This window comes from Bacillus sp. Medicinal_06, assembly GCF_056711665.1.
Genome location: NZ_JBWYHD010000001.1, coordinates 80,489 through 106,843, shown reverse-complemented (window position 1 = coordinate 106,843; position 26,355 = coordinate 80,489). Strand labels below are relative to the sequence as shown.

Sequence of the window (26,355 nt, the reverse complement as noted above, 5' to 3'; positions counted from 1 at the left end):
AAAATAGATATATATGAAGTTAATGATCGGAAATCATGATGTTAGAATGGGGAGATTGAAGTGGAGATTCGACATTTGAAAACTTTTAAAACGATTGTGGAGTTAGGAGGATATACGAGAGCAGCTGACTATTTAGGCTATGCACAATCTACTGTAACAGGGCATATTCAAGCAATTGAACAAGAAATGGGACAGCCTGTATTCAATCGGTTAGGGAAAAAAATGGTGTTAACAGATGTAGGAAAGCATTTACTACCTTATGCAAATGAAATGATTGCTTTGTCTGAGAAAGCAAAACAAATTCCAAGCGCGGATAATGAGATTACTGGAAAAATTGTAATTGGTGCTCCAGAATCATTAACAATTTACCGACTGCCCTCTATTCTTCATGAATATAAAAAAAAGTATCCAAAAGTAAAAATCACATTAAAAGCTTCAACGTGTTGGGAATTGCGAAATGATTTAAAGAGTGGAAATATAGATATTGCTTTCCTCTTAGACACCGAGCGCCATGAAGAGGATTTACATATTGAGCAACTTGTCATGGAGCAAATGGCGTTTGTTTTTCCAAAAGATTACACTGTGAGACAAACAGATTCGCAAAATGTCCAATTTTCTCAAGAGGAAACTTTTTTGTATACAGAACGTGATTGTAGTTACCGAGCATTTTTTGAACATTATTTACAAAAACAAGGTATCCAACATGAAAGTACATTTGAATTTTGGAGTATTGAGGCGATAAAACAATGTGTAATGTGTGGATTAGGAATTTCTTTATTACCAATTATTACGGTCCAGCAAGAATGGAAAGATAAGAGATTGCACGCTGTTATTTCAAATGAAACAAGGTTTGCAACGCAACTTGCGTATCATAAAAACAAATGGTTTTCTCCAGCCCTGCATGAGTTTTTAACGATTATACGTAAGCATGCGAAGGTATGGAGACAAGTAGAGAGTACAATGACTTTTAAGTAATGATATAATACTAGTAGACGAAAGACTAAGAAAAGCAGGTGAATCTTTTTTGTTTACAAAAGCACAAGAACTTTTAGCGTCCTATTTTGGTTATTCATCATTCCGCAGAGGACAAGATGAGACAATTAAAAATGTATTGGATGGAAAAGATACCGTTTGTATTATGCCAACAGGCGGTGGTAAATCGATTTGTTATCAAATTCCGGCATTAGTATTTGAGGGAACAACATTAGTTATATCGCCGCTCATTTCCCTTATGAAGGACCAAGTAGATACGTTAGTACAAAACGGAATCTCAGCTACATATATTAATAGTTCTATTTCAATAACAGAAGCAAATCAACGAATCCAATTGGCGAAACAAGGTCATTATAAGCTCTTATATGTGGCGCCAGAGCGCCTTGATTCAATGGAATTTGTAGATCAATTAATTGATATGAAAATACCGATGATTGCAATTGATGAAGCACACTGTATTTCACAATGGGGACATGATTTCCGCCCGAGTTATTTACATATACACCGCATATTAGATTATCTCCCAGAAAAACCGCTTGTACTTGCGTTAACGGCAACTGCAACACCGCAAGTGCGTGAAGATATTTGTCGTGCGCTAGAAATCGATCAAAAGAATACAATTATGACAACGTTTGAACGGGAAAACCTATCATTTTCAGTGATTAAGGGACAGGACCGAAATGCATATTTAGCAGATTATATCCGTCAAAATAAAAAGGAATCTGGAATTATTTATGCAGCGACAAGAAAAGTTGTGGATCAATTGTATGAAGATTTATATAAAGCAGACGTTTCAGTTGCACGTTATCATGCAGGAATGAGTGATCATGATCGCAATGAACAGCAAGAGCGATTTTTACGTGATGAAGTGAGCGTTATGGTAGCGACGTCTGCATTTGGTATGGGAATCGATAAGTCAAACATACGGTACGTGATTCATTATCAACTTCCAAAAAACATGGAGAGTTATTATCAAGAAGCAGGACGTGCAGGACGTGACGGACTAGATAGTGAGTGTATTTTGTTATATTCTTCTCAGGATGTACAAGTGCAGCGCTTTTTAATTGATCAGTCTACCGGGGAATCACGTTTCTCAAATGAACTGGAAAAACTACAACATATGACAGATTACTGTCATACAGAACAATGTTTACAATCATTTATTCTAGAGTACTTTGGAGAAAAACCGAAAGAAGATTGTGGGCGCTGCGGGAATTGCATTGATGAACGTGAAAGCGTCGACGTTACGCGAGAATCACAAATGGTCTTATCGTGTATGATTCGAACAAACCAGCGATTTGGAAAGCAAATGATTGCGCAAGTGTTGACCGGATCAAAAAATAAAAAAGTGATTGAATTTAATTTTCATACATTACCAACTTACGGCCTTTTATCGAATCGTAGTGTAAAAGAGGTAAGTGAGTTTATTGAGTTTTTAATTTCAGAAGAGTTAATTGCGGTGGAACACGGGACGTATCCAACCTTAAAAGTAACGGCAAAAGGGAAAGAAGTATTACTTGGAAATGAAAATGTGTTACGTAAAGAAAGAGTGGAAACAAGACAAATTGTACAAGATCATCCACTGTTTGAAATACTTCGTGAAGTGCGGAAAGAAATCGCACAAGGAGAAGGCGTACCACCGTTTGTTATTTTTTCTGATCAAACTTTAAAAGATATGTGTGCGAAAATGCCACAAAGTGATGCGGAACTTTTACAAGTAAAAGGGATTGGGGAACATAAACTTGCGAAGTACGGTTCTCACTTTTTACAGGCAGTCATTCATTTTATTGAACAAAACCCTGATTACGCTGATACGATTAAAACAGAAGTTGTTACGGAACGCAAAAAATCTGGAAAAGCATCAACCAATTCTCACTTAGAAACGTATGAAATGTATAAACAAGGAACTGAGTTAAGTACGATTGCAAAAGAACGAGGTTTATCACGTCAAACGGTTGAAAATCATTTAATTCGTTGTTTTGAGGAACGAATGGAAGTGGATTGGTCAAGTTTTGTACCGGCAGAATATGAATCTCTTATTGAAACAGCAATACAACATGCAGAAGGTGGATTAAAGTCGATTAAAGAACAACTTCCAGCTGAAGTAAGTTACTTTATGATTCGTGCATATTTACAAATGAGAAAATAAAGAGAACGAGGGGGATAGGGAAATGCAGTATGTATTTGTTTACGGCACATTAAGAAAACAACAGGCAAATGCTCATTATTTACATGAGGCAACATGTATAGCTGAAGAAGCATGGACTTATGGGAGACTTTTTGATACAAATGAAGGTTATCCGGCAATGATTCTCTCAAAAGGTGAAAAAGTATACGGAGAAGTTTATGAGGTAAGTGATATGGTTTTAGAAAAATTAGATGAGTTAGAAGAATATACAGATAATCCTGAAAAAGATTTATATAACAGGATAACTCAACCAGTTTATTTAGGCGATAAAACGATTACAGCGTATGTATATATTGCCTATAGCGAGCATATGTTACTGGAGCCTATAATTTCAGGTGATTGGTTGGATTACTTGAAATTATCCAATCAAAATAAAATATAATATTTTCTCAACAATAAAAAACGTTCAAAAGGAATGAACGTTTTTTATTGTTATAAAGATGTTTTTGTTATTTCATTAGTAGAGTTGCTTAATTTTTTTGATTGCTTCATTTGATAGAGATAATAAAAAAGTAAGCTGAAGCCAACAAAGAATGCTGAAGATAAAAAGGCACCATTGTATCCTACAAACTTTGCAATAACGCCAAGGATAAATGCTCCTAGTGCAATACCGATATCAACAGACATAAAATATGTAGCAGTTGCTGCACCTCTTCGTTCTGGAGAAACAGATTGAATGACCATAGCATTTAAAGTAGGCTGAAGGGAACCTAATCCTATTCCAATCATGAGCGCAGATATTAAAAATGATATGGTAGAGTGTGCTTGACTAAGTAGAATGATTCCAATAATACAAGTAATCATGCCAGGATAAATAACATAATTAGGACCAAATCGATCAGATATTTTACCCGTTATTGGTCTAGAAATTAAAAGTGCGATTGAATAAACGGAGAAAAAATAGCCTGCTGCAGATACTACACCTAATTCCATAGCATATAAAGAAATAAAGGAAACGATGCCTCCATAAACAGCTACTAATAATATGGAAATGATAGAAATTGGGATTGCTTTAGGTTCAATATATTTTTCAACGAATGTTCTGTTATCAAGTGTTTTGTTAGACTTTGGCGAATCTTTAAATTCTACAAGATAACCTAAAATCACACTAATTCCAGCTAATATGAAACAAGATATAAATAGTATGTTATAGTCGTATTTATTCATTATTAATAATCCGATAGAAGGTCCTATGACTAAAGCTAGACTAGTAAATCCGCTGTAATATCCGATTCCTTCCGCGCGTCTTTCCTCTGGTATGATATCTGCGATAATAGTGCCTGCTGCAGTAGATGCAACCCCGAAGCTAAAGCCATGTATAAAGCGAAGTAGAAGAAACAAAATGAGTCCCATAATTTTTAAATAAAAAAACATCAAGAAGAAAAACAAAAGTCTTCCAATTAAAAAAACTTTTTTTCGTCCAAATTCATCTAGCCATTTACCAGATAAAGGACGAGAAAATATTTGTGCCGATGTAAAAAATCCAATAATGAGTCCAATTTGTTCTTCTTTTCCCTTCAAAACCTCTAATAAAAATACAGGTAATGTGGGAAGTAGCATATAAAAACTTACAAAGGTAAAAAAATTACTAAGAGAAAGAAAGATAAAACTTTTTGTCCATAATTTTTTTCTCAATATATTTCCCCCTTTTTATTTTTCTGAAAATATTGAATTTTATACACTTGCTATAGTATAACATAACTATAAGTTTTGAGGAGGTGAGAAATATGGTGAAATTCTCAAGCAAAAAAATCAACATGTTATCTGGACTATTTAACTAATAACACTTTGAAAATAGTGAATCGCATTATAGGGGTTCACTATTTTCTCCCTAAATAAGTTTATTAAAATTATAATATATACATATCTCTAATAAAATATATCAAAAAACTTATCGTTTTATTTGAAGGAGGTACAATGGATATGGGTGAGAACGCATTTTTATCAGCAATCATACACCTAAAGGAAACGGATGAGAATTCTAATATTTGGTCAAAGACTGTTTGTCGTTCTTTCAAGTTTCATGCACTTGATGATTCATCATACACGTTAGGGCAAATACTAGAGCCATCTATTTTATTTGAAGTATCTGAGATTACAAAGATTCCAATAGAAAACGTATTGAAATTAGATTATGTTTCGGAAGGGCCTATTCAACAGCTACAAAGTCGTTTATCAGTTATTAAAGAATTATCTCCATTAGAAAAATTGAACCTTGCCCACAGCCTTTTATCAATATCGCGTTATGAATATACTTCACATATTCTCCAACTAATTAATCCAGAGCAATTTTCAGCTCAAGAAAAACTTCGTTATTATTATTTAAGCTTTCTTTTGAAAAACCGCTTAGATGAAATGTCTTATGAATTAGAATTTAATAAAATGAAAGAGTTGTTAGAGAGAAACCGCTTTCCAGAAACTTTAAGATTAAAAATAGCTACTCAAGCAATAGTATGGGAATTAAAACAAAAAAGAGTAGGAAATGAGCTCTTTCGATGGTATATAGACCAAGGGGTAAGTTCCCGCAGAAAAATGAAAGAAGGAAATAACTTTAGTGAACATATTGCAATCTCTTCTTTTCACCGTGCATTTGCAATGATACCAGCTGAAAAGAAAGAGAAAAATGAAACAAGAGAAGAGATGCAAAAAGCGCTATATTATGCTAATTTTGCTCAAGCCACTAATGATTTAGAGGAATACCGAAAATTAGATGCTATTAAAACCTGCTATGAATCAGAACTGAAGGAACATATTTATTTATCGAAAAACTATAATCAAGCAGAACGTGCTGGATATGACTTAATAGCCACGGATCCTAATTGGAGTATATCTTATCATGAAATGGCCGAATTTTATTTGAAAATGAATAAGCCAGAAAAAGCACTTTCAATGTTTGAAAAAGCTAAAGAAGTTGGTTTACCAAGAGTGACTTTTACACACTTCATGTTAGGGTATTGCTTCAACTTGGTAGGAAGGAAAGAAGAGTCGCTTCATGAGTTTCTTCAAACACTAAAATTAGATTCTACGAATATATCAGCAGGGATAAATGGGTTTAATATCGCAAAGGAATTAAATCATGATCTACAGCCAGTGTTTAGAAAATATCTCGAAACATGGGAAAAAGAGGATCTATTAGATGAAGAGCATAAGAGCTATTTAATAACTATATAAAACAGTATCTTTCTATGGTTAAGCAAGTATTTATATACTAAAGATAATGAATAAAAAAAGACAGGGAGGAGTTCCTGTCTTTTTTATATTTTAGAAAATTCTCAATTAAACTATTGACTTTGTGAATGGATTTTTTATACAATTGTATCTCGACTGAAAATTTAGAACGGACAGGAGGGAATCATCATAATGAGCAACATATTTGAAGAAGAATTACAGCGGATGAAAGAGACCTTATCTACAATGGATGAGCAATTGGACAGACTAGAAAAGGTTCCAGTTTATTATGGGGATGATTTTAAAGAGCAAATTCTTGAAAGTATGAGAGAATCAAGTCGGAGAAACTTACGCGTCGGTGTACAAGAACCATACTTTGGACGACTAGATTTTCAAGAGGATGGACAGTTAGAGCCAAATCCGATTTATATCGGTAAAGTTGGTGTTTCAGATGAAGAAACGATGAAACCGATTGTTATTGATTGGCGTGCGCCTGTTGCGAGTATGTTTTATTCATTTGCTGGTGGTGAAGAACCGGCTTTTTATCATTCACCAGATGGATTAGTAGAAGGAGATGTTCATTTAAAGCGAAACATTGCCATTCGTAAAAGGGAACTAGAACGTGTTGTGGATACATATGTAAAAGGAAGTGAAGATGTATCACTTGCAGATGATTTTCTTCTATATCGATTAGGTGAGAACAAAGATAATAAATTAAAAGATATCGTTTCAACGATACAATCAGAACAAAATGATATTATTCGTGCAGAGAAGAATTTACCACTATTGATTCAAGGAGTTGCAGGAAGCGGAAAAACAACAATCGCTTTACATCGCCTTGCTTTTTTAATTTACGAATATCGTGAGCAGTTAGAGGCGGAACGAATGATTGTATTTGCACCAAACAGTTTGTTTTTAGATTATATTTCTAGTGTACTTCCTGAACTTGGCGTCGGAAATATTAGGCAAACAACATTTCAAGATTGGGCACTGCGTACATTAGATGATGCGGTGAAGTTGAAAGATACGGAAGAAAAGTTGAAACAAGCCTTTTCAATCAATCGTGATGAAAACAAAATTATGCTCGGTAAATTAAAAGGAACGATGAAATTTAAAGCATTTATTGAGGAAAGCGTTGTTCAATTTGAAAAGAATGTAGTACCAGTTAAAGATTTTGAAGCGTGGGATAAAGCGGTTATTACAGTAGAAGAAATCAAAAAATGGATACAAGTTGAATATAAGCACTACCCATTAGCAAAGCGCAGAGAGCGATTGATGGGACGAATGAAACGCTGGATTGAAATTGAACTGAAAAAGTTTGAAGGAACGAACAAGAAAAAAGAGTTGAAAAAAGAAGCGACGAAGAAATTAAATGCTTATATGAAATTTTGGCCAAAAATGAGCCCATTATCATTTTACAGTTCGCTCATGAAGCAAAAAGAAATATTAGATGTTTTGCCTGAAGAACTTGTGCAAGAAACAGAAAAAAATTGCCGTAAAAAAGAAGTGTATGTAGAAGATTTAGCGCCTCTTATTCATATTCACCATCGATTGGCAGGTATTGAAATCGGGCAAAAATTCCACCATGTTGTAATAGATGAAGCGCAAGATTTTTCACCCTTCCAAATTCATATATTAAAAGAAATTACAATGGGTAACTCGTTTACGATTTTAGGGGATTTATCGCAAGCGATATATGATTATCAAGGAATTGAAGACTGGAATGACTTTAGAGAGGTATTTCAAGAAACGGGTTACTATGAACTGACAAGAAGTTATCGTTCTACAAAAGAAATTATTGAGTTTGCAAATGAAGTCATTAAAAACGCGGACATTCCAGTAGGGCTTGCAACGCCTGTTTTTCGTAGCGGTGAGAAAGTAAAGATTATTTCTACAGACGACCAATTTGCGGAGATTGTACAAACACTACAAAAAATGCAACGAGAAAATGTGAAGACGATCGCTGTAATAGGAAGAACAGATGATGAGTGCCGTGATATATATGAGAAGCTAACTGCTGTAGGAATAACTGTCAATGTCATTGAAGCAAATCAAAGTAAATATGAAGGCGGTATTTCAGTTGTACCAGTTTATTTAGCAAAAGGATTAGAATTTGATGCAGTTCTTCTTATCGATGTTGATGAAGTACATTATAAAGGTACAAAGCATGATGCAAAGTTATTATATGTTGGATGTACAAGATCTCTCCATGATTTACGAATTTTTTATTCTGGGGAGGCTTCGCCTTTAATTCAAGGAATACCAAAAGAGTTTTATGAAAGTAAATAATGAATATTTAAAGAGGGTTTTCAAGTGGTAAGCGGGAAAATCCTCTTGTTTTTTCTATAACAAAGACGGGAAAAAAGGAGGATCATTATGATTACTAAGGTAATGAGAAAAAGTGAATGGGAAGTAGGAAAAACAAAAGGAGAAATCATCGAAGTGTCACTTCAGCAAGAAGGGGTTATTCACTGTTCTTTTTTAGAACAATCGCTTGAAGTTGCAGAAAAGCATTTTCGTACGGAAATGGAGTTGGTATTACTTTTTATTGATCCGTCATTAGTTGCTGCGGATATAAAATATGAATTGGCGTCTAATGGACAAACCTATCCACACATATATGGAACCGTAAATGCTAATGCCGTTGTGAAAGTAGTAGAACTTCAGAAAGAAAATGGCGTCTATGTTTTACCGGTAGAATTAGAACGAAAATAATAGAATACATTTGTTAACCTCATAAAAGGATTTTTGATTCGTATTATCGAAATACTGAAAGGGATAAAACGAAATCGAGAAGAGGCGTACAAATGGAGGAAGTAATCAAGAAAATAAAGGAGATAAAATCAAGTCAGGTAGGTATAGTTGTTTATTCAGCAGAAAGCCAAAATATTGTCACTTTATATAATGATGATATATTGGTTCCGTTAGCGTCGGCAGCAAAAATTGTAATCGGATTTGCTGTAGCTAAAATGGTTGAAGAAAACCAGATTTGCTGGAGTGATGAGATCGACAATATAGCATTTAGTCACAAAGAGAATAGTAAAGAAATATATCCGCATCTACAAAAAAGAACAGTATTAACACTCAGAAATGCTGTGGAAGTAATGATTGCATGTCATGACAATTTTATTGCACAATCTGTTGTAGGATTTTGCGGGGGATGGGAAGCGGTAAATAAGAGAATTCAAAGTTCTTTTTCAAAGATTAATATTACGAAAGACCCAAGGGATGCGAAAAACGTTGGGAAATTAAAACAAGTTCTTAAACTTTTAATTCGTATATTCCAAGGATATGAATCGAATCCGGTGTTATGGGAACCCATTATAAATGGAATGGTGAGACAACAAGGAAACTATGAGGGAATACCAAATTACCACTTGGCGCATATGACAGGTGGATTGCCTACTGCTGTTATAAATATCGGTATACTAGGAACATTTCATGAAAATCCATTGCTTTATGTTGTTGGCGGAATGGATCTACCAAATCGCTATGAGAATCAAGAAGTTGATTCTAAAATAATGGAAGTTTTAAGGTGTCTGTATAAAGAGTGTGTTAGAAAAGAAATGAAATATGTTCATATATAAGCAGAGGGATTTGTTATTGTTAGTCTTTTGACTAGAAAAATAAAGACAATTAAATAATGTGGACTAAAAGTTTCTTAAGTAAAAGAGACTTTTAGTCCTTATTTCATTAATTAGGAAAGGAAGTATTATTATATGAAAATTACCGAACAGTACACACCAAACGAAAGTGAGTATATAAAAAATAAAGTAATTCAATACAATATGTCTGTACTACCAGATGAAGTAAAAAGCCCATTAGAGCATGTAAGCTTTCTAGTAAAAGACGATGCTGGCAAAATATTTGGCGGCATAACAGGAACGATGTATTTTTATCATCTTCATATTGATTTTTTATGGGTGGATGAGTCAGTACGCCATGAAGGATATGGTAGTCAACTGCTAAATAAAATAGAAGAAATTGCAAAAGAAAAAGGATGTAGATTGATACTGCTTGACTCATTTAGTTTTCAGGCCCCTGAATTTTACAAGAAACATGGTTACAGGGAGTTTGGGGTAGTTGAAGATCATCCGAAAGGTTATAGTCAGCACTTTTTCGAAAAAAGAATAGATATTGATATTTAAAAATACCAATTTTTAGTAATAGGGTTAAGTAAATAAAGAAGGAGAGCCATATGCAAATTTTAAGTGAGAATTATTTCTCAGAATTAATTAATCAGTGTATTCAAGAAATAAATCTAGAAATAGATACTCCTCTTACTATTATGTTTCAAGATGGCTTTTTAACTGTAGAGTGTACCTGGCGTTTAAGGAATCATAAAGGTGTTCAAATAGGGAAAAGTGAGTATGATCTTAAAGGTTCTAATGGAAAAAGAGCTCGAAAAATTATAAAAAAGCTACTTTTAAACAATCAAGTGGTGAAGATTTTTTTCAGATTTTACAAGGCCATGATACAAATGAAGGCTTGAACATGAATAAAGAAAATACTGAAGTAGCTATGAAATATGTAGATCAAACAATCAGGGCGCTTAGAGAAGTGATAGTAGAAATGGTTAGATTACAAGAATATCCTGAATATCCTTCAAGATTGTCTTGCTTATACGCTGCGAAAAGCTATGAAGATGCTTTGAAATGGAAAAAATTATTTGATTCTTACAATCGGAAGGTTTTTCAGATTGCTAAACTTCGAGTGATTGGGAATTCTTTTGAGGGTGATGGAAACCTTTTACCAAAGGAAGATGGTGCTCCTTTTTCTCGAAAAATTGAACAAGCTAAAGAATATTGGAAGGGTAATGTGAAAAATGAGCTTCCTGAGCTTTTGATTAACGGAAAAATTGAAGTGATAGAAATTATTGATGATTTCTCAGTTTAAATTCTAGGAAAATTGTATATTGGGATCAGTCGTATAATAACTGAAGTTGAGAAAATTGGTAAATATTTTGGTCCTCATATTCAAACTTGGTTGAAATAAAATGTAAACTTATCAGAAAACGGAAGGAAGAGAAATATTATGTCAAAACTACTACATGAATTATCCAAACCGAATAGTGAGGTTTTACGTTCTGAAGTATTAGAGAACTTAAAAGTTACTTCGGGGAAAATCATTGCTTGTGACCCTCTTATTTTTCATAAAAATCACTTCGAACATACAATTCAGCCCGGTACATATCCAGTTGTGGCTTGGTGGAACGACGGCGTAATTGCGGGCGCTGAATTGAAATTAGCGGAATCAAAGGTGATTGAGTGGAAGATGGCAACAAAACCAGGGCAGAATGTAAGCGAACTAGAGGAAGGATATATTTTTGGTTACCCAGTCGATACAGGACTAGGATGTTTTGCAGATGTAAAAGCAATTGATAAATTAGAAGAAATAGAAGATAGGCTACACCAAGAATTAGGAGACGAATTTATAAGCTTGTATGATGATTTGATAGACGACATTCTAACAGAACATGATGATGAATGGGGAAACTGTGTAGTTTGTGAGGAAACAGGAAGTAATGTGATTATGTTCCGTTCCGGTTATGGTGACGGTTTTTATCCTTCTTATTGGGGGATTGATGAAAGAGGGAATATCGTTTCAATTGTTACTGATTTTAATGTGTTATATAACGAGGATTGAGAATGAAAGAATTGCTGTTTTTTCATGAGATAAATTAGATTTCTCAGAGGGATTTAAATGTACCTAGTAAAAAATATAATTGCAAATGATACGTTATATAAATCTCATAATATAAATGTAGGTATATAGTTCTTTTTTAAGGGGAGAAGAGGTTTGAAAAAGTGGATTAAAATCATATCAATCTGAGTTATTACTATCGTTACTGGTATTTTTATTGGTTACAAAGTAGGTACGTATGTAGGTTCAGACAGTGAAGACAGGCAGACTGAGAGAGTTAAAGGAGAAAAGATAACATTTGATCTCAATTCAGATCGTCATATAATTAATACAATGCACAAAATGACTCATCAAAAAGTATTATCTCAGGAAAAGCAAGGATTTATCAAAATGACTCCAGAAAACATCGAAGAAGTGCGAAGAATGATTGATGAAAGTAATAGTGGAACATTACAACATAAAGAACAGTACCTCAAGATTTTGACCCGTTGGTATGAAGGGGATTTCTCTCAAGCGGTTAAGGAGCATAATTTATTATGGGAATGGGAAAATACTAGCAATGGTAAAGCATACGAATTAGCTACACCGGAGCAAGAAGAAGAATACATTCTAGAACAAGCGAAGTCTGAAAAATAATAAAGGGGTAGCGTCACATTACTATCAATCTAAGATGACTTTATACCATCATTCATAGAAAGCGTTATTCTTTTGTAGAAATACGCAGAAAGGATGGCGTTGTTGTATGAATCTATTATTGTAGATGAGTTTCATTTGTTCATTGCAGAACTACAGCGACATCTATCTTCATATATTCTTCAACACCTTGCACAAGAGACGGGTTTTGTAAAAAGTTTGTGGTGATAAGAGAGGATTTAAGAATGGATTATAAACGAAATAGACTACTGTATGCGGTATTAACTATAACAGTAATCATCTTAGGATTGGTATCAAGAAAATTTGCATACGCTTTACCAGATTTATTGAATGATTACTTAGGAGATGCATTATGGGCTCTCATGATTTTTATTGGATTTGGATTCCTTTTTCATAAAATGGGGACCCAAAAGGTTGCTTTATTGAGTTTGCTATTTTGCTATGGGATTGAAATGAGTCAATTATATCATGCGGAATGGATAGATAATATTCGTGCAACGACTTTAGGGGGACTTGTATTAGGGTATGGGTTCTTGTGGAGTGATTTATTGGCTTATACAATTGGGGTTGGTGTTGGTATGCTTTGTGAATTCGTTTTTCAAAAAAGATTATAAGTGTGACAGCAGTATAATAACAAAATGTTAAAATCCCTTTTCACTGATGTAGAAAAGGGATTTTAACATATGTTCCGAAGAGAAGTCCCCTTCCTCAAGGAGCGAGAAGGGCGTGGCCCAGCGAGTAGGTGGGGGATGAATTTTCGGTAGGCGGTAGCTAAGTGGTGGGTAGTTCACTATAAATGTATTGGTATACACATTCACCTTGAAAAACTTGTCTCATATTATATAGAGATAGATTTTTCATTTAAAGGATGTGGTGGCATGAAAAGTTCAGATGAAGAGATTCGAGATTTGCATGAAGAAATTGACGATTTACAAGTAACCATAAAAGAAATGACAAAAGATATTCGCCTTTTAGAAACACGTGTAAATATAAATAAAAAGGATATATCTACCATTAATAAGCGATTAGAAAGAATTAATATGAATACGACTTGGATTTTGCGGATTATAATAGGGGCAGTTTTAACAGGGGTATTAGGGTTGATAATTAAAGCAACGTTATGATATAAATTAATATTTTTACAGAAAAGAGGAACGATTTCTCTCTTGTTTACTTTTCAAAGAAGGTGAACTGCATTTATGCTGGAAGAACTGCAGTAGCCTTTTTTGTTTGACTATTTTTGAGATGCATATATGTATAAATTTATATCACAATAAATGTGAAGTAAGCTTATTTTTTCTAGTATGCTTACCAATCATGGTCGCCTAGTGGGTAAGATGGATTAAAAATATGTAAAAAAAGAATAAAAAATTTAGAAGAAGAAAATAAACAATTACTTGAAAAAGAAGAGGGGAAGATTACGGAATATTTTATGAATTTATAACACATTAGTTTCCTTCTTCAACTAACGATGCAGGATAGTTCAAGAATGATTTGTTACAAAAAGGACAGTGACGATAAATAATCGGTAACTGTCCTTTTCCCTAATTTAATTATACCATTATTAACTCACCATTTTTAGTCTGTTTTTTATTTATTAAATTGTTAGTATTAATAAAATGAAGTTGCTTCTTCGATGATATATTTAAACGTAAGTAGTTGATGAGATGAACAATTTTTGTCATATGATTCGTTTTGGTATTGAGCGATAAAGTGAAACTTTAATCAGTGGGGGGGTTCTTCATTCCCCACTGATTATTAGCCTTCACCAATCGGGCTTTACGGGCAGTTGCCCCCCACTTATTTTCCTCGTTTCTCTCTGAATCTTGAGGTGGGGGTCTTACTGCCCATTAATGCGGGATAAATGGGAGGGAAAGAAATGGAATCATATGTTCTAGAGTTTCGGGAGATTGATAAAACGAGACAAATGGTGGTTGGAGGAAAAGGGGGTAATTTAGGGGAACTATCGAAGATTCATGGAATACAAGTGCCAGAAGGATTTTGTGTTACGACAAAAGCTTATAGAAAATCCCTCGAAAAAAATGAAGCCTTCCATGCATTGTTGGATCAACTAACACTGCTAAAAGTAGAGGGTCGAAATCAAATTGGTGAAATCAGTAGGGAGATTCGGAAAATCATTTTGGAAGTAGAAATTCCTTCCGATGTTGTGAAAGCTGTTGCTCACTATCTCTCCCGGTTTGGCAATGAACATGCTTATGCAGTTCGTTCCAGTGCAACTGCTGAAGATTTACCACACGCCTCCTTTGCTGGTCAACAGGACACCTATCTAAACATCAAAGGAAAAGATGCAATTTTACAACATATTAGCAAGTGCTGGGCTTCGCTATTTACTGATCGTGCAGTGATTTATCGCATGCAAAACGGATTTGACCATCGAAAGGTTTATCTGTCTGTTGTTATTCAAAGGATGATTTTTTCGCAAGCTTCCGGAATACTATTTACCGCTGATCCAGTTACCTCAAACCGAAAGGTGCTGTCGATCGATGCTAGCTTTGGACTGGGTGAGGCACTTGTCTCTGGCTTAGTGTCTGCGGACAATTATAAAGTGCGGGAAGGTAGTATTGTGGAGAAGACGATTTCTACCAAAAAGTTGGCTATACATGTACGAAAAGAAGGCGGAACGGAGAAAAAGGAGATTGAGCCGAACCAGCAGAATATATCTACACTTTTAGATGAGCAAGTGTTAGAACTTGAAAGGGTCGGTAGAAAGCTGGAAGCGTATTTTGGCTGTCCGCAAGATATCGAATGGAGTTTGGTTGATGATACATTTTATATTGTCCAGAGTCGTCCAATCACTACTTTATACCCCATCCCTGAAGCGAACGATCAAGAAAATCACGTCTATGTATCTGTTGGTCATCAACAAATGATGACTGATCCCATGAAACCATTGGGAATGTCTTTATTCCAGTTAACATCTTTTGGACCCAGGTTTAAAGCTGCTGGAAGGTTATTTGTTGATATCACGCATAATCTGGCTTCGCCTGTCAGCAGAAAAACGATAATAGATACCTTGGGACAATCCGATCCGCTCATAAAAGACGCACTCATGACTATAATAGAGCGAGAAGATTTTATAAAATCGTCACCAGATGATAAGCAAGCACCGAGTCCTAGTAAAAGCAATAAAGATATATCGTCTTCAGGTTTTCAAGCACAAATCGAAAACGATCTGACAATCGTTTCTGATTTAATTAAGAGTAGTCAAACATCGATAGAAGAGTTAAAACAAAACATCCAAACGAAATCAGGATCAGATTTATTTGATTTTATTCTAGAAGATATCCAGAAATTAAAGAAGATTTTATTTGACCCACAAAGTTTGGGTGTGATTATGGCTGCTATGGATGCTTCATCATGGATCAATGAAAAAATGAACAAGTGGTTAGGTGAAAAAAACGTAGCAGACACGCTTTCTTTATCTGCACCAAACAATATTACTTCAGAAATGGGTCTGGCGCTATTGGATGTCGCAGATGTGATTCGTCCTTATCCAGAAGTAATTGATTATTTACAACATGTAAAAGATAATAACTTTTTGGATGAACTGGTTAAGTTTGATGGTGGCAAGGAAATCCAAGACGCTATCTATGCTTATCTCAACAAATACGGAATGCGATGTGCCGGAGAAATCGATATTACTAAAACTCGTTGGAGTGAAAAACCAACTACACTTGTCCACATGATTCTCAATAACATCAAAGAATTTGAGCCTAATTCTGGAAATCGGAAATTTGAGCAAGGGCGACAGGAAGCTTTGAAAAAAGAACAAGAGTTATTAGATCGATTGAAGCAATTACCGGATGGTAAACGAAAAGCCAAAGAGACAAAACGAATGATTAGCATAATACGGAATTTCATCGGTTATCGTGAATATCCAAAATACGGCATGATTAATCGTTACTTCGTTTATAAGCAGGCTTTACTGAAAGAAGCCGAACAACTCGTACAATCCAGCGTTATTCATGAAAAAGAAGATATATACTATCTCACTTTTGAAGAACTTCACGAAGTCGTACGTACAAACAAACTGGATTACCAGATCATCAGCAAACGAAAAGACGAGTACAAATTATATGAAAAACTAACTCCCCCACGTGTTATTACGTCTGATGGTGAAATTATTGCGGGTGAGTACAAACGAGAAAATCTCCCAGCTGAAGCGATTTTAGGTCTGCCTGTTTCTTCCGGAGTTATAGAGGGAAGAGCACGTGTCATCTTAAACATGGAAGACGCTGATTTAGAAGATGGAGATATATTAGTCACCTCCTTTACTGATCCTGGCTGGACACCATTATTTGTATCCATAAAAGGTCTAGTTACCGAAGTTGGTGGACTGATGACCCATGGAGCAGTTATCGCACGTGAATATGGCTTACCAGCAGTTGTCGGTGTGGAAAATGCTACGAAGATGATTAAGGATGGACAAAGGATCAGGGTGAATGGAACAGAAGGGTATATAGAAATACTATAATTCTTTACATTTAAATCATAAAAGAAGAGAATGTGAATTAGGAGAATCATGGAGATCTTGGTGGATATGGAGGGGGATTCAGAGAAAAGGTTGGTTACTTTAATTAGAGAAAAAATATAATGATTTTCTGTAAAAAGGTATATATGACAACGTTTTTCTTCTTTTTAACTAAAGAATTCTAAAAGAATTATAATCAAACTTTTTTATAAAAAATGAATTCAGATTTATAACAAGGGAATCCGTTTTTAGTAAACTGTATTCCAAAATTACAGTTATCAATACAGAAAGGCTGACTTCAACGATGATACGTAATTATAGTCAGCCTTTTCATTATAATTCTTTTTTACCGTTTTCCGTAGCAATAATTGCTTTATCCACCATATTAATAAATAGACCAGTTTCAATTACACCAGTTATCATTTTTAACTGCTGATGAGTTTCGATTGGTTTGGTTATTTGGTTTGGAAAAACACAATCTAAGATTAGATTACCATTGTCTGTTATAAACGGTTGATTGTTTTGCATACGTAAAATTGTCTGACAACCAAATGATCGAATTCTTTTTGCGGTTTGTTCCCAAGCGAACGGTACGATTTCAATAGGAAGAGGAAAGGTACCTAAATGTGTTACAAGTTTCGATTCATCAGCAATAATAGTAAATTTTTGGGAAGAAGTGGCGACTATTTTTTCACGTAGAAGAGCACCACCGCCCCCCTTAATTAATTGTAAGTTGGGATTAATCTCATCTGCGCCATCAATGGTGAGATCAAGATAATCTATGTCATCTAACGAGATTAAAGGGATAGATAGTTGTTGTGCCAACTGTTTAGTTTCTATTGATGTTGGTACAGCTTGAATCGTTAAACCTTCGCTAACTAGCTGTCCTAATTTTTGTATCGTCCAGTATACAGTAGAACCAGTGCCAAGTCCGATTTTCATCCCATCTTTTATAAAATCAGCAGCATATTCACCAGCTAAACGTTTTAAATTCATTATCATTCTCCAAAAGTTATTCTGCAGGTCGTGGTCCAGCATCTAATCCGGAATTTTCAACTGTTAATATGGGACGAACGGTGAGATCTGTATGTACGTACATTTGACATGATAATCGCAGGTGGTCTTCAATTCCTTTTTCAGTAATCGCATTCTTCTCAATATGTGTAGGTTCGCGAAAATCTCCATCTATAATTTCAACGCGGCAAGTGGTACAACGTGCTTTCCCTCCGCATCGATGAAGAATATGGACACCATTATCTTCAAGTGCTAGTACTAATTTTGTTCCTTCTTTTACATCAAACGTGCCACTACCTATAACGGTTAATTTTGGCATATGATTGCCTCCTCATGTAAAATTCTACATAACATATTTATGACCCCATTTTCGTAATCATAAACGTTGTAAAATTTTTTATCAGACCCGTAACTTTTTTATCGGTAAAATCGTTTATAAAGTAAGCGCTGAAAAGGAGTGGTTATTTTGTGCACAAAAATAACTCGAATGTTAAAAAATCATATCGATATGAATCATTCAAATATAAACTTTATCATTGAAAATTATGCGGAGTTAAAAAGGTACTGTACGTTTTTAACAAAAAGCAAATGGGACGGAGAAGATCTTGCCCAAGAAACGGTTTGTAAAGTACTCCAAAAATATGTAGGTGCAGAATATAAAGAGGTTTGTATTACGCTTCTATATAAAATCGCTCGAAATCAATGGCTAGATCAAATGAAAGCAAAATCAGTTAAGAAGAAATTAGAGCAGGAGATTACATTTGAAGAACCACATGAAAAAATTGCTGATGTGCATGAGATGGTGGAGAAAGTTTTGTCATTATTAAATGTACAGCAATCCGTCATCTTCTTATTAAAAGATGTTTTTCAATATAGTTTATCCGATATTGCGGAGATATGTTCAATATCAGAAGGTGCAGTAAAGGCCTCACTGTTTCGTAGTAGAAATAGGTTGAAAATAGTAAATGAAGAAGGGGAGATTGAATTAGCAGGGCAGGAGGATGATGTTGAAGTAGTTGTAACAGCCATTCGTGAACAAAGACCAGAATTGTTGACAAAACTTCTTCCAACAATCGACTTTACACATCTATCATCGAAGCAGCCAGTACTACTATTCAATACGAAAACACCTTTTTCTTACGGTGATATGCGATGCGCAGCTTAAAAAGTAGATGGAGGGATTATGATGAATGCAATTCCTTATGTTGTAGAACAAACAAAATTAGGAGAACGCTCCTATGATATATATTCAAGGTTGTTAAAAGACCGAATTGTTATGATTGGATCAGAAATTAATGATCAAGTAGCAAGCAGTATAGTCGCGCAGTTATTATTTTTAGAAGCCGAAGATGCGGAGAAGGATATCTTTCTATATATTAATAGCCCAGGTGGTTCCACTACAGCAGGATTTGCGATATTGGATACGATGAATCTTATTAAACCAGATGTTCAAACACTTTGTATGGGATTTGCAGCGTCATTTGGAGCATTATTGTTGCTTGCTGGAGCAAAAGGAAAAAGGTTTGCGCTTCCAAATAGTGAGATTATGATTCATCAGCCGCTTGGCGGAGTGAAAGGGCAAGCGACAGAGATTGAAATAACCGCAAAACGCATATTAAAGTTAAAACACGATATTAACAAAATTATATCGGATCGAACAGGTCAACCAATTGAAAAAGTAGCGCATGATACAGAAAGAGATTACTTTATGACAGCGGAAGAAGCGAAAACATATGGTATCGTTGATGCTGTTATTGAGAAAAAATAATTTAAAATAGACCAGAGACTATTATCTTCTCTGGTCTATTTTTGTATGAGAAATTAGTCTTTTATCCATTGATCTACTAATGCCTGGTTCTTTTTAATCCATTTTCGGGCAGCCTCTTCAGGATCCTTCGTTTCATTTAACATCACCATCAATGTACCAAGCTGTTCATCATTCATTTTCCATTTATCGAAGTATTTCACAATTTCCGGATAATCTTTTTCGAAACCTTTACGTACAGAGTAATAAATGTCGTCTTTTTCACCATATACTTTCTTAGGGTCTTTTAAATATTTTAAATCAAATTCTGAAAAGCCCCAGTGTGGATTCCAAAGCGTAACAGCGATTGGTTTCTTTTGCGTATAAGCTTTTTTTAACTCACTCATCATTGCCGCTTCTGAAGATTGGACAAGTTTTAGCTTTATATCATATTCTTTCATTGCTTTACCCGTTAAATTCATAAGGCTACTACCAGGTTCAATTCCAACAATTTTGTTGTTCAATTCATCCTTATGGGCGTTTAAATCCTCGATGCTGTTAATGTCTTTCATATAAGAAGGGACGACTAAACCAAGTCCAGTTCCTTCATACCATTTCGACTTTAAGACAATGTCATTTTTATACCGATCATTTAAGGGTTTATCGGTAACCGGAAGCCATACTTCTAAGTTTGCATCAACATCACCGCGGGCGACACCAGTCCAAATAGCTGCTTTTTCTAAATACATGAGTTCAACTTTATAGCCTTTTTGTTCTAATAAAACTTTCCACATATTTGCGGTTGCAATATTTTCTTTCCAACTTGTTACACCAAGTTTAATTTTCCCTTTCATATTTGCATTCGTAGCATTACAAGAGGTAATAATCATGCTGATAAATAACAAAATGCTTATAAGACATATTTTCCGTTTCATTGAATCCTCCCGTTTCATAAATAAAAATTGTTTTGTTTCATTTTGTATAGCATTGCTTTTATGAATAAATCTATAAGTGAACCTTCTTATTATGAACGGAAACAAGAATTTTAAAAAAAGCTTATTTATGTCATTTCTATGTAATATTTCTGTTTAAAATCGTTACACTATGTGAATAGATAGGCAGAAAAGGAGTCGTTGTATGGAAAATACAAAAGTACGTGTTGAAAACGTAACAAAAGTATTTGGAAAAAATCCTCAAAGAGCAGTTGCCTTATTAAAGGAAGGAAAAAGTAAATCAGAAATATTAAAAGAAACGGGAATGAACGTTGGAGTGAAAAAAGCAACGTTTGAAGTATATACAGGAGAAATTTTTGTCATTATGGGGCTATCTGGGAGCGGGAAATCAACTCTTGTACGTATGCTAAACCAATTAATAAAACCAACAACAGGTCATATATACATAGATGGAGAAGATATCGCGACAATGGGGAAAGAGGCACTCCGAAAAGTCCGAAGAACCAAGATGAGCATGGTCTTTCAAAAGTTTGCGTTATTTCCGCATCGTACAGTTATACAAAATGTTGCTTATGGTTTAGAGATACAAGGAGTTCCAGTAGAAGAAAGAGAAGAAAAGGCACTGGAATCACTTAAGTTAGTAGGATTAGATCATCATAAAGATAGCTTTCCAGGCCAGCTAAGCGGCGGAATGCAGCAGCGTGTTGGGATTGCAAGGGCTCTTACGAATGATCCAGATGTTCTTCTCATGGACGAGTCATTTAGCGCATTAGATCCGCTTATTCGAAAAGAAATGCAAGATGAATTGTTAGAGCTCCAAGATAAAATGGAAAAAACAATCATTTTTATTACGCATGATTTAGATGAAGCGCTTCGAATTGGTGATCGTATTGCGTTAATGAAAGACGGAGAAATTGTACAAATCGGAACGCCTGAAGAAATTATGATGAGTCCTGCAAATGAGTTCGTAGAGAAATTCGTTGCAGATGTGAATTTAGGTAAGGTTATTACCGCTGAATCAATTTTAAAAAGACCGGAAACATTATTAATTGACCGTGGTCCTCGAGTAGCCCTGCAAATTATGAGAAATGCGGGGGTGTCTACCGTATATGTTGTAAATAAAAAACATGAATTTTTAGGGGTATTAACAGCTGATGATGCGAGTAAAGCCGTTCACAAACAGTGGCCAATTGCTGATTTGTTAATAAAAGATATTCCGCACGTGTATGTAGATACATTGTTGGAAGAAACGTATGCAAAAATGGCGGAAATGAAGCTACCGTTACCAGTCATTGATGAAAAGAAAAGGCTAAGAGGCATCATAAAACGGGAAAGTGTCATTCAAGCCCTTGCAGGAAATATCGAGGAAGAGGTGAATGACGATGAATAGTATTCCGCGTATTCCTTTAGGTGAATGGGTTGATGCATTTGTTGCAAGTTTATATGAGAATTTTGAAGGACTCTTTAGAGGATTTTCATATGTGATTGGTGGTTTCGTTGATTTACTGACAAATTCCTTAACATGGATTCCAGCATTTTTAATGATTATAATCGTATGTTTTCTCGTTTGGTATACTACAAGGAAAATATCTTTAGTGGTATTTACGTTAATCGGCTTATTATTTATTCTAAACATTAACTATTGGGGACAAACGATGCAAACATTGGCGCTTGTTCTCACATCAGTCATTATTTCCATTATTGTTGGGATTCCAATTGGTATTTTAGCATCCCAAAATGAACGGTTTTCAAAAATATTAAAACCAACATTAGACTTTATGCAAACAATGCCGGCTTTTGTATACTTAATTCCAGCGATTACATTTTTCGGAGTAGGTGTTGTTCCTGGTATTATTGCATCTGTCATTTTTGCGATGCCACCGACGATTCGATTTACTGATCTTGGAATTAGGCAAGTACCGGAAGACTTAATTGAAGCTGCAAATGCATTTGGTTCAACTACATCGCAAAAGTTATTTAAAGTTCAGTTACCTCTCGCAACAGGAACTATTATGGCTGGTGTAAACCAAAGCATCATGCTGTCTTTATCGATGGTTGTTACAGCTTCACTTGTAGGAGCACCTGGACTTGGGGTAGATGTATATCGTTCTGTAACCCAAGTAAATATTGGAATGGGATTTGAAGCTGGACTAGCTATTGTAGTCATTGCGATTATATTAGATCGGATTACACAAGGATTTCATAAGAAAAAAAGAGTGTAAAGAGAAATGAAACACGCATCGTAAGCGAGGTTACGATGCGTGTTTTTTATTTGAATGAAAGTATAGAATGAAACAGGATTACATACACACAATTACTGAACCTCCAGCTGGTGTACACACTTGATTTTGTTTTTGTTCCATCGATTTTATTAATTGATGGTTTTCTTCGATTAATGAGATCAATTTTGCTAATTGATTTTCAAGATTTGTCATTCGTTGTATCGTGTAATGAGAACCATGAGGAATTGGTGTTGTAGTTCATACAGTGTTGTTTGGATAGGGGATGGGTGGATCATTCATATGAGAATTCCAATGTGGGTGCATATGATTTTCTCCTTCTTCAAGAAAGAATTTTTCTCTATAATAAATGCCCATCTCTGTTTAAAAAGTGACTCGATGAAAAAGCAAAGGAATTACAAGGTCTTATATTTTTGGTTTGTAATAATAGGAATATACAACAAGCTTCTTCCGAATAGTCTGAAATATACGGCATTTTATGGTATTATTATGGTAAATTCAAAGAATAGAGGGATATACATGTCTACACAAAGTCACGCTGAAGAACACTGTTTTATATGTCGGAAACATAGAGGGGAAATTAAAGTGCCAGGCGGGGCAATCTATAAAGATGAGCTCGTATATGTGGGACATGTTCATTGGGAAGAAGATGAAACGTATCTTGGATATGTAATGATTGATATAAAAAGACATACACCAGGGCTAGCTGAATTAACTGAAGAAGAGGCAAAAGGTTTCGGCCTAATTATGAGTAGAGTGAGCCGTGCGCTAAAAGAATGTGAGGGTGCAGAACATATATACGCTGTCGTTTCTGGTAATGGGGCAAATCATATGCATCTCATTCCCCGTTACCCAAACATGCCGCAAGAATTTTGGTCTCCGGCTAAACTTGTAAATTGGGAAGGCGCTCCTCATGGACAAGCAGAACAAATACAAAAATTATGTGAAAGAATACGAACGTATATGGTGAACGAATATGCATACAACAAATAATACACAATATTTATGGGTTGGTAGTGATGAAATGTGTTTAGGGGAAATTTCAGTTCAGCAGTATGGTGATATGGCGCTTGGCAGATATGGTGGGAATACAAGTGCAGGTGCAAAAAAGAATGAAGACGGTGCCTTGTTTTGGTCAAATGGAAATTGGGAATTTGCGATGATATTAGATGGACACAATAGTGTAGAAAGTGTCGCTTTAGTCGTACATACAATCCAAAATGCCTATGAGAATATAAAAGTTTTATTAGAAGAACCCATTGAAACGGTATTTCGTTCTGTTGAACATCATATTCTTACACTTTTTCAATCTCATTCATTTAAACAGGCGTGTCAGCAAGTGAAGGGTGAAACAGCGTGCTTAATATGCGTACGAAAAGAAAATTATATTTGGTGGCTTTCTATCGGAGATTGTCTTGTTTATGTATTTCATGAAGAGTTGCATAAATTAGGACAGCATATGCTAAACCAACGTCATTTTTATGAATGGATTGGGAATGTGAATACATTTTCTTTACCCGTTCCATGTTATTCTTCAGGTGTTCGAGAGCTACGTACAGGAAGCAATAGAATCGTAATGGTAACAGATGGTGTACTCGAATGTGGAGAGCGTCGTTATGAAAATCCAATTCATTTATATAAGGATATATACGAAAATAAAGTAAAACTAACAGAATGTATTCAAAATGTGCTAGAGCATGTTCATCATCAACTTGGGAGAGATAGTGCGACAATAATTAGTTGGGACTATGAAAATCATGTTTATTCTACTTATCCGAGTGATCAACCGGAGAAAAGATAATCTTCCAATCAGTAAAATAAGGGGTAAGAAAATGAAAAGACCTTTATTGCGTGCGGAAGCCAGTATCATGAATGAGGAGCGTTCTAAGGTTCTTGTTCAATGTGACGACAAAGAAACATTCTATCGTTTCCCTGGCGGATCCATTGAATTTGGTGAGCTAGCATGTGAAGCAATTAATCGGGAATTATTTGAGGAATATGATTTACAAGTTCAAGTGGAGACATTAGCGATTGTAAATGAACATATATTTCAAATTGATGGAAAGCTACATCATCAATGTACGTTATTTCATTGGTGTAAGTCGATAACGGAGATAAATGAACCGTTATTTCATAAAGAACATGAAAATATTATTCTTACATGGAAAAAGATACAGGAGCTGAAAGATAAACCGACTTATCCTGAAGGAATTGTTTCTTTAATAGAATCAAAGGAATATGTAATTTCTTTTTTTGGAGTTATATGCTTAACGATTTCATTCAGTGTTGTAATGTATTTGTTTTAAAGTCAAAACAAGAGTAGTGTGTAACTACTCTTGTTTTTTTACTTGTCATTACATTTTTTTAAAACTTTTAAGTACAAGAAATTCCCACACTCTCCACGGAAGCATTTTTTTCACAAGCATCATCAATTTTACGCCTTTTCCAATTGGATATCGAAGTGTTGTATGTTTTGCAGCAGCAATCGCTACAACCTTTTGAGCGACATCAATCGGATTGCCAAATGTATCACTCCCACTATTAATATGACGTTGTATTTTATCCATATAATCTTTATAAGGAGAGTCTGCTTCTGAATAATTTTCAGCAAGTTCTTTACCAACTTCCCATATGTTTGTGTTATAGGAACCTGGTTCGATCAAAGAAACATCTATCCCAAATGGTTTTACTTCTAAGCGGAGGGATTCGCTCCAACCTTCTAATGCGTATTTTGAAGAAACATAGGGAGATAAACCAGGAAATCCAACTTGGCCACTAATACTACTTACATTAATAATTTTTCCGCTTTTTTGTTTTCGCATATAAGGTAATACAATTTGAGTTATGGATATTGCTCCAAATACATTTGTCTCAAATTGTCTGCGATATTCTTTTACCGGAATTTCCTCTATAAATCCACCGCTCGCATACCCTGCGTTATTGATGAGAAGGTCAATTCGTTTTAATTCTTTTAAAAATGATTGAAATGTATGTATAGATTTTTGATTTGTTACATCTAGTTGATGGATTTTGATATTTTTTTGTAAGTGTAATGCAGTCGCTTGAGATAATAATTCTGCTTGTTTATCAAGATTACGCATTGTAGCGATGACGAAATAGTCCTTTTTTGCAAGCTCGAGGGTAGTTAAAAGGCCAAATCCACTGGATGCACCTGTAATAATCGCGATTTTATTCATTTTCCGCTCACTTTCTTTTTTCTTACATCATAACGATTTATGTAAAGAAAATCTATTATTCTCTTATAT

Annotated in this window: 26 protein-coding genes and 2 pseudogenes; 22 read left to right on the top strand and 6 right to left on the bottom strand. The window is 34.9% G+C overall.

Translation table 11 applies throughout. The features are described from left to right. Positions 1–60: 60 nt before the first annotated feature. From AC1M36_RS00550 to AC1M36_RS00540, 3 genes are read left to right on the top strand one after another with little or no spacing between them, the layout of a single operon-like run. Entirely contained in the window at positions 61–975 is a 915-nt protein-coding gene (locus tag AC1M36_RS00550) for a LysR family transcriptional regulator (protein WP_336451206.1), read from the top strand. 49 nt (positions 976–1,024) lie between these two features. After that, the gene (gene recQ, locus AC1M36_RS00545; RefSeq protein WP_336451205.1) at positions 1,025–3,142 is read left to right on the top strand and encodes a DNA helicase RecQ; all 2,118 of its coding nucleotides are present in this window, start codon (positions 1,025–1,027) and stop codon (positions 3,140–3,142) included. A 22-nt stretch (positions 3,143–3,164) separates the two neighbouring features. Beyond that, positions 3,165–3,563 (top strand): gamma-glutamylcyclotransferase family protein, encoded by a 399-nt coding sequence (locus AC1M36_RS00540; RefSeq protein WP_336451204.1) that lies wholly within the window; start codon positions 3,165–3,167, stop codon positions 3,561–3,563. A 50-nt stretch (positions 3,564–3,613) separates the two neighbouring features. On the opposite strand, the gene AC1M36_RS00535 is transcribed toward AC1M36_RS00540, so the two are convergent. After that, the gene (locus tag AC1M36_RS00535) at positions 3,614–4,816 is read right to left on the bottom strand and encodes an MFS transporter (RefSeq protein WP_336451203.1); all 1,203 of its coding nucleotides are present in this window, start codon (positions 4,814–4,816) and stop codon (positions 3,614–3,616) included. A 288-nt stretch (positions 4,817–5,104) separates the two neighbouring features. On the opposite strand from AC1M36_RS00535, the gene AC1M36_RS00530 reads away from it, so the two are divergent. The 12 genes and pseudogenes from AC1M36_RS00530 to ppsA all read left to right on the top strand — a co-directional run bounded on the left by AC1M36_RS00530 (position 5,105) and on the right by ppsA (position 17,141). Then, entirely contained in the window at positions 5,105–6,352 is a 1,248-nt protein-coding gene (locus AC1M36_RS00530; RefSeq protein WP_336451202.1) for a tetratricopeptide repeat protein, read from the top strand. Between the two features lie 189 nt (positions 6,353–6,541). After that, on the top strand, positions 6,542–8,638 hold the full coding sequence (locus tag AC1M36_RS00525; protein ID WP_336451201.1) for a HelD family protein: 2,097 nt from the start codon (positions 6,542–6,544) through the stop codon (positions 8,636–8,638). Positions 8,639–8,725: 87 nt separating this feature from the next. After that, a complete protein-coding gene (locus tag AC1M36_RS00520) occupies positions 8,726–9,064 on the top strand; it encodes a DUF952 domain-containing protein (RefSeq protein ID WP_336451200.1) in 339 nt (112 codons plus the stop codon). Between the two features lie 92 nt (positions 9,065–9,156). After that, the gene (locus AC1M36_RS00515; protein ID WP_479845494.1) at positions 9,157–9,936 is read left to right on the top strand and encodes a serine hydrolase; all 780 of its coding nucleotides are present in this window, start codon (positions 9,157–9,159) and stop codon (positions 9,934–9,936) included. 132 nt (positions 9,937–10,068) lie between these two features. Then, positions 10,069–10,497 carry a GNAT family N-acetyltransferase gene (locus AC1M36_RS00510; protein ID WP_336451198.1) on the top strand — a complete coding sequence of 143 codons (429 nt, stop codon included), beginning with the start codon at positions 10,069–10,071 and terminating at the stop codon, positions 10,495–10,497. Between the two features lie 50 nt (positions 10,498–10,547). After that, positions 10,548–10,841: a hypothetical protein gene (locus tag AC1M36_RS00505; RefSeq protein ID WP_420792331.1), complete on the top strand. Its 294-nt coding sequence runs from the start codon at positions 10,548–10,550 to the stop codon at positions 10,839–10,841. Next, positions 10,784–11,245: pseudogene (locus AC1M36_RS00500) on the top strand (DUF2441 domain-containing protein); the annotation flags it as partial. The gene AC1M36_RS00505 and the pseudogene AC1M36_RS00500, both read left to right, overlap by 58 nt. Before the next feature lie 138 nt (positions 11,246–11,383). After that, positions 11,384–11,995, top strand: a complete 612-nt coding sequence (locus tag AC1M36_RS00495; protein WP_336451197.1) for a DUF4241 domain-containing protein — start codon at positions 11,384–11,386, stop codon at positions 11,993–11,995. Positions 11,996–12,184: 189 nt separating this feature from the next. After that, positions 12,185–12,628, top strand: coding sequence for a DUF6241 domain-containing protein (locus AC1M36_RS00490; protein ID WP_336451404.1), 444 nt, complete (start codon positions 12,185–12,187; stop codon positions 12,626–12,628). A 242-nt stretch (positions 12,629–12,870) separates the two neighbouring features. Beyond that, positions 12,871–13,260, top strand: a complete 390-nt coding sequence (locus AC1M36_RS00485) for a ribosomal maturation YjgA family protein (RefSeq protein ID WP_336451196.1) — start codon at positions 12,871–12,873, stop codon at positions 13,258–13,260. 264 nt (positions 13,261–13,524) lie between these two features. Beyond that, complete coding sequence (locus AC1M36_RS00480; RefSeq protein ID WP_336451195.1) at positions 13,525–13,770, top strand: hemolysin XhlA family protein; 246 nt, start codon at positions 13,525–13,527, stop codon at positions 13,768–13,770. Between the two features lie 755 nt (positions 13,771–14,525). Beyond that, the gene (gene ppsA, locus AC1M36_RS00475; RefSeq protein ID WP_336451194.1) at positions 14,526–17,141 is read left to right on the top strand and encodes a phosphoenolpyruvate synthase; all 2,616 of its coding nucleotides are present in this window, start codon (positions 14,526–14,528) and stop codon (positions 17,139–17,141) included. Between the two features lie 330 nt (positions 17,142–17,471). Here ppsA and rpiA read toward each other — a convergent pair whose 3' ends face one another. Continuing rightward, on the bottom strand, positions 17,472–18,134 hold the full coding sequence (rpiA, locus tag AC1M36_RS00470; protein WP_479845493.1) for a ribose 5-phosphate isomerase A: 663 nt from the start codon (positions 18,132–18,134) through the stop codon (positions 17,472–17,474). A gap of 16 nt (positions 18,135–18,150) precedes the next feature. Continuing rightward, positions 18,151–18,471 carry a 2Fe-2S iron-sulfur cluster-binding protein gene (locus AC1M36_RS00465; RefSeq protein WP_336451192.1) on the bottom strand — a complete coding sequence of 107 codons (321 nt, stop codon included), beginning with the start codon at positions 18,469–18,471 and terminating at the stop codon, positions 18,151–18,153. A 147-nt stretch (positions 18,472–18,618) separates the two neighbouring features. Between AC1M36_RS00465 and AC1M36_RS00460 the strand changes: the two genes are divergently transcribed. Beyond that, a complete protein-coding gene (locus AC1M36_RS00460; RefSeq protein WP_336451191.1) occupies positions 18,619–19,317 on the top strand; it encodes an RNA polymerase subunit sigma-70 in 699 nt (232 codons plus the stop codon). A 21-nt stretch (positions 19,318–19,338) separates the two neighbouring features. After that, entirely contained in the window at positions 19,339–19,920 is a 582-nt protein-coding gene (gene clpP, locus AC1M36_RS00455; protein ID WP_336451403.1) for an ATP-dependent Clp endopeptidase proteolytic subunit ClpP, read from the top strand. A gap of 53 nt (positions 19,921–19,973) precedes the next feature. On the opposite strand, the gene AC1M36_RS00450 is transcribed toward clpP, so the two are convergent. Further along, entirely contained in the window at positions 19,974–20,831 is an 858-nt protein-coding gene (locus AC1M36_RS00450) for a glycine betaine ABC transporter substrate-binding protein (RefSeq protein WP_336451190.1), read from the bottom strand. A gap of 202 nt (positions 20,832–21,033) precedes the next feature. On the opposite strand from AC1M36_RS00450, the gene AC1M36_RS00445 reads away from it, so the two are divergent. After that, positions 21,034–22,239, top strand: a complete 1,206-nt coding sequence (locus AC1M36_RS00445; protein ID WP_336451189.1) for a quaternary amine ABC transporter ATP-binding protein — start codon at positions 21,034–21,036, stop codon at positions 22,237–22,239. Next, positions 22,232–23,071 carry an ABC transporter permease gene (locus AC1M36_RS00440; RefSeq protein ID WP_336451402.1) on the top strand — a complete coding sequence of 280 codons (840 nt, stop codon included), beginning with the start codon at positions 22,232–22,234 and terminating at the stop codon, positions 23,069–23,071. The genes AC1M36_RS00445 and AC1M36_RS00440 overlap by 8 nt, the downstream gene beginning before the upstream one ends. Before the next feature lie 78 nt (positions 23,072–23,149). Here AC1M36_RS00440 and AC1M36_RS00435 read toward each other — a convergent pair. Then, positions 23,150–23,395, bottom strand: a pseudogene (locus AC1M36_RS00435) (hypothetical protein). A gap of 213 nt (positions 23,396–23,608) precedes the next feature. Here AC1M36_RS00435 and AC1M36_RS00430 point away from each other — a divergent pair. Genes AC1M36_RS00430 through AC1M36_RS00420 form a run of 3 tightly spaced genes read left to right on the top strand, consistent with a single transcriptional unit; the run spans position 23,609 to position 25,395 of the window. Next, positions 23,609–24,082: an HIT family protein gene (locus AC1M36_RS00430; protein WP_479845492.1), complete on the top strand. Its 474-nt coding sequence runs from the start codon at positions 23,609–23,611 to the stop codon at positions 24,080–24,082. Then, entirely contained in the window at positions 24,066–24,890 is an 825-nt protein-coding gene (locus tag AC1M36_RS00425; protein ID WP_336451187.1) for a PP2C family serine/threonine-protein phosphatase, read from the top strand. The genes AC1M36_RS00430 and AC1M36_RS00425 overlap by 17 nt, the downstream gene beginning before the upstream one ends. Before the next feature lie 31 nt (positions 24,891–24,921). Further along, positions 24,922–25,395, top strand: a complete 474-nt coding sequence (locus tag AC1M36_RS00420) for an NUDIX domain-containing protein (protein WP_336451186.1) — start codon at positions 24,922–24,924, stop codon at positions 25,393–25,395. A 48-nt stretch (positions 25,396–25,443) separates the two neighbouring features. Here AC1M36_RS00420 and AC1M36_RS00415 read toward each other — a convergent pair whose 3' ends face one another. Further along, complete coding sequence (locus AC1M36_RS00415) at positions 25,444–26,286, bottom strand: SDR family oxidoreductase (protein WP_479845491.1); 843 nt, start codon at positions 26,284–26,286, stop codon at positions 25,444–25,446. Positions 26,287–26,355: the final 69 nt, after the last annotated feature.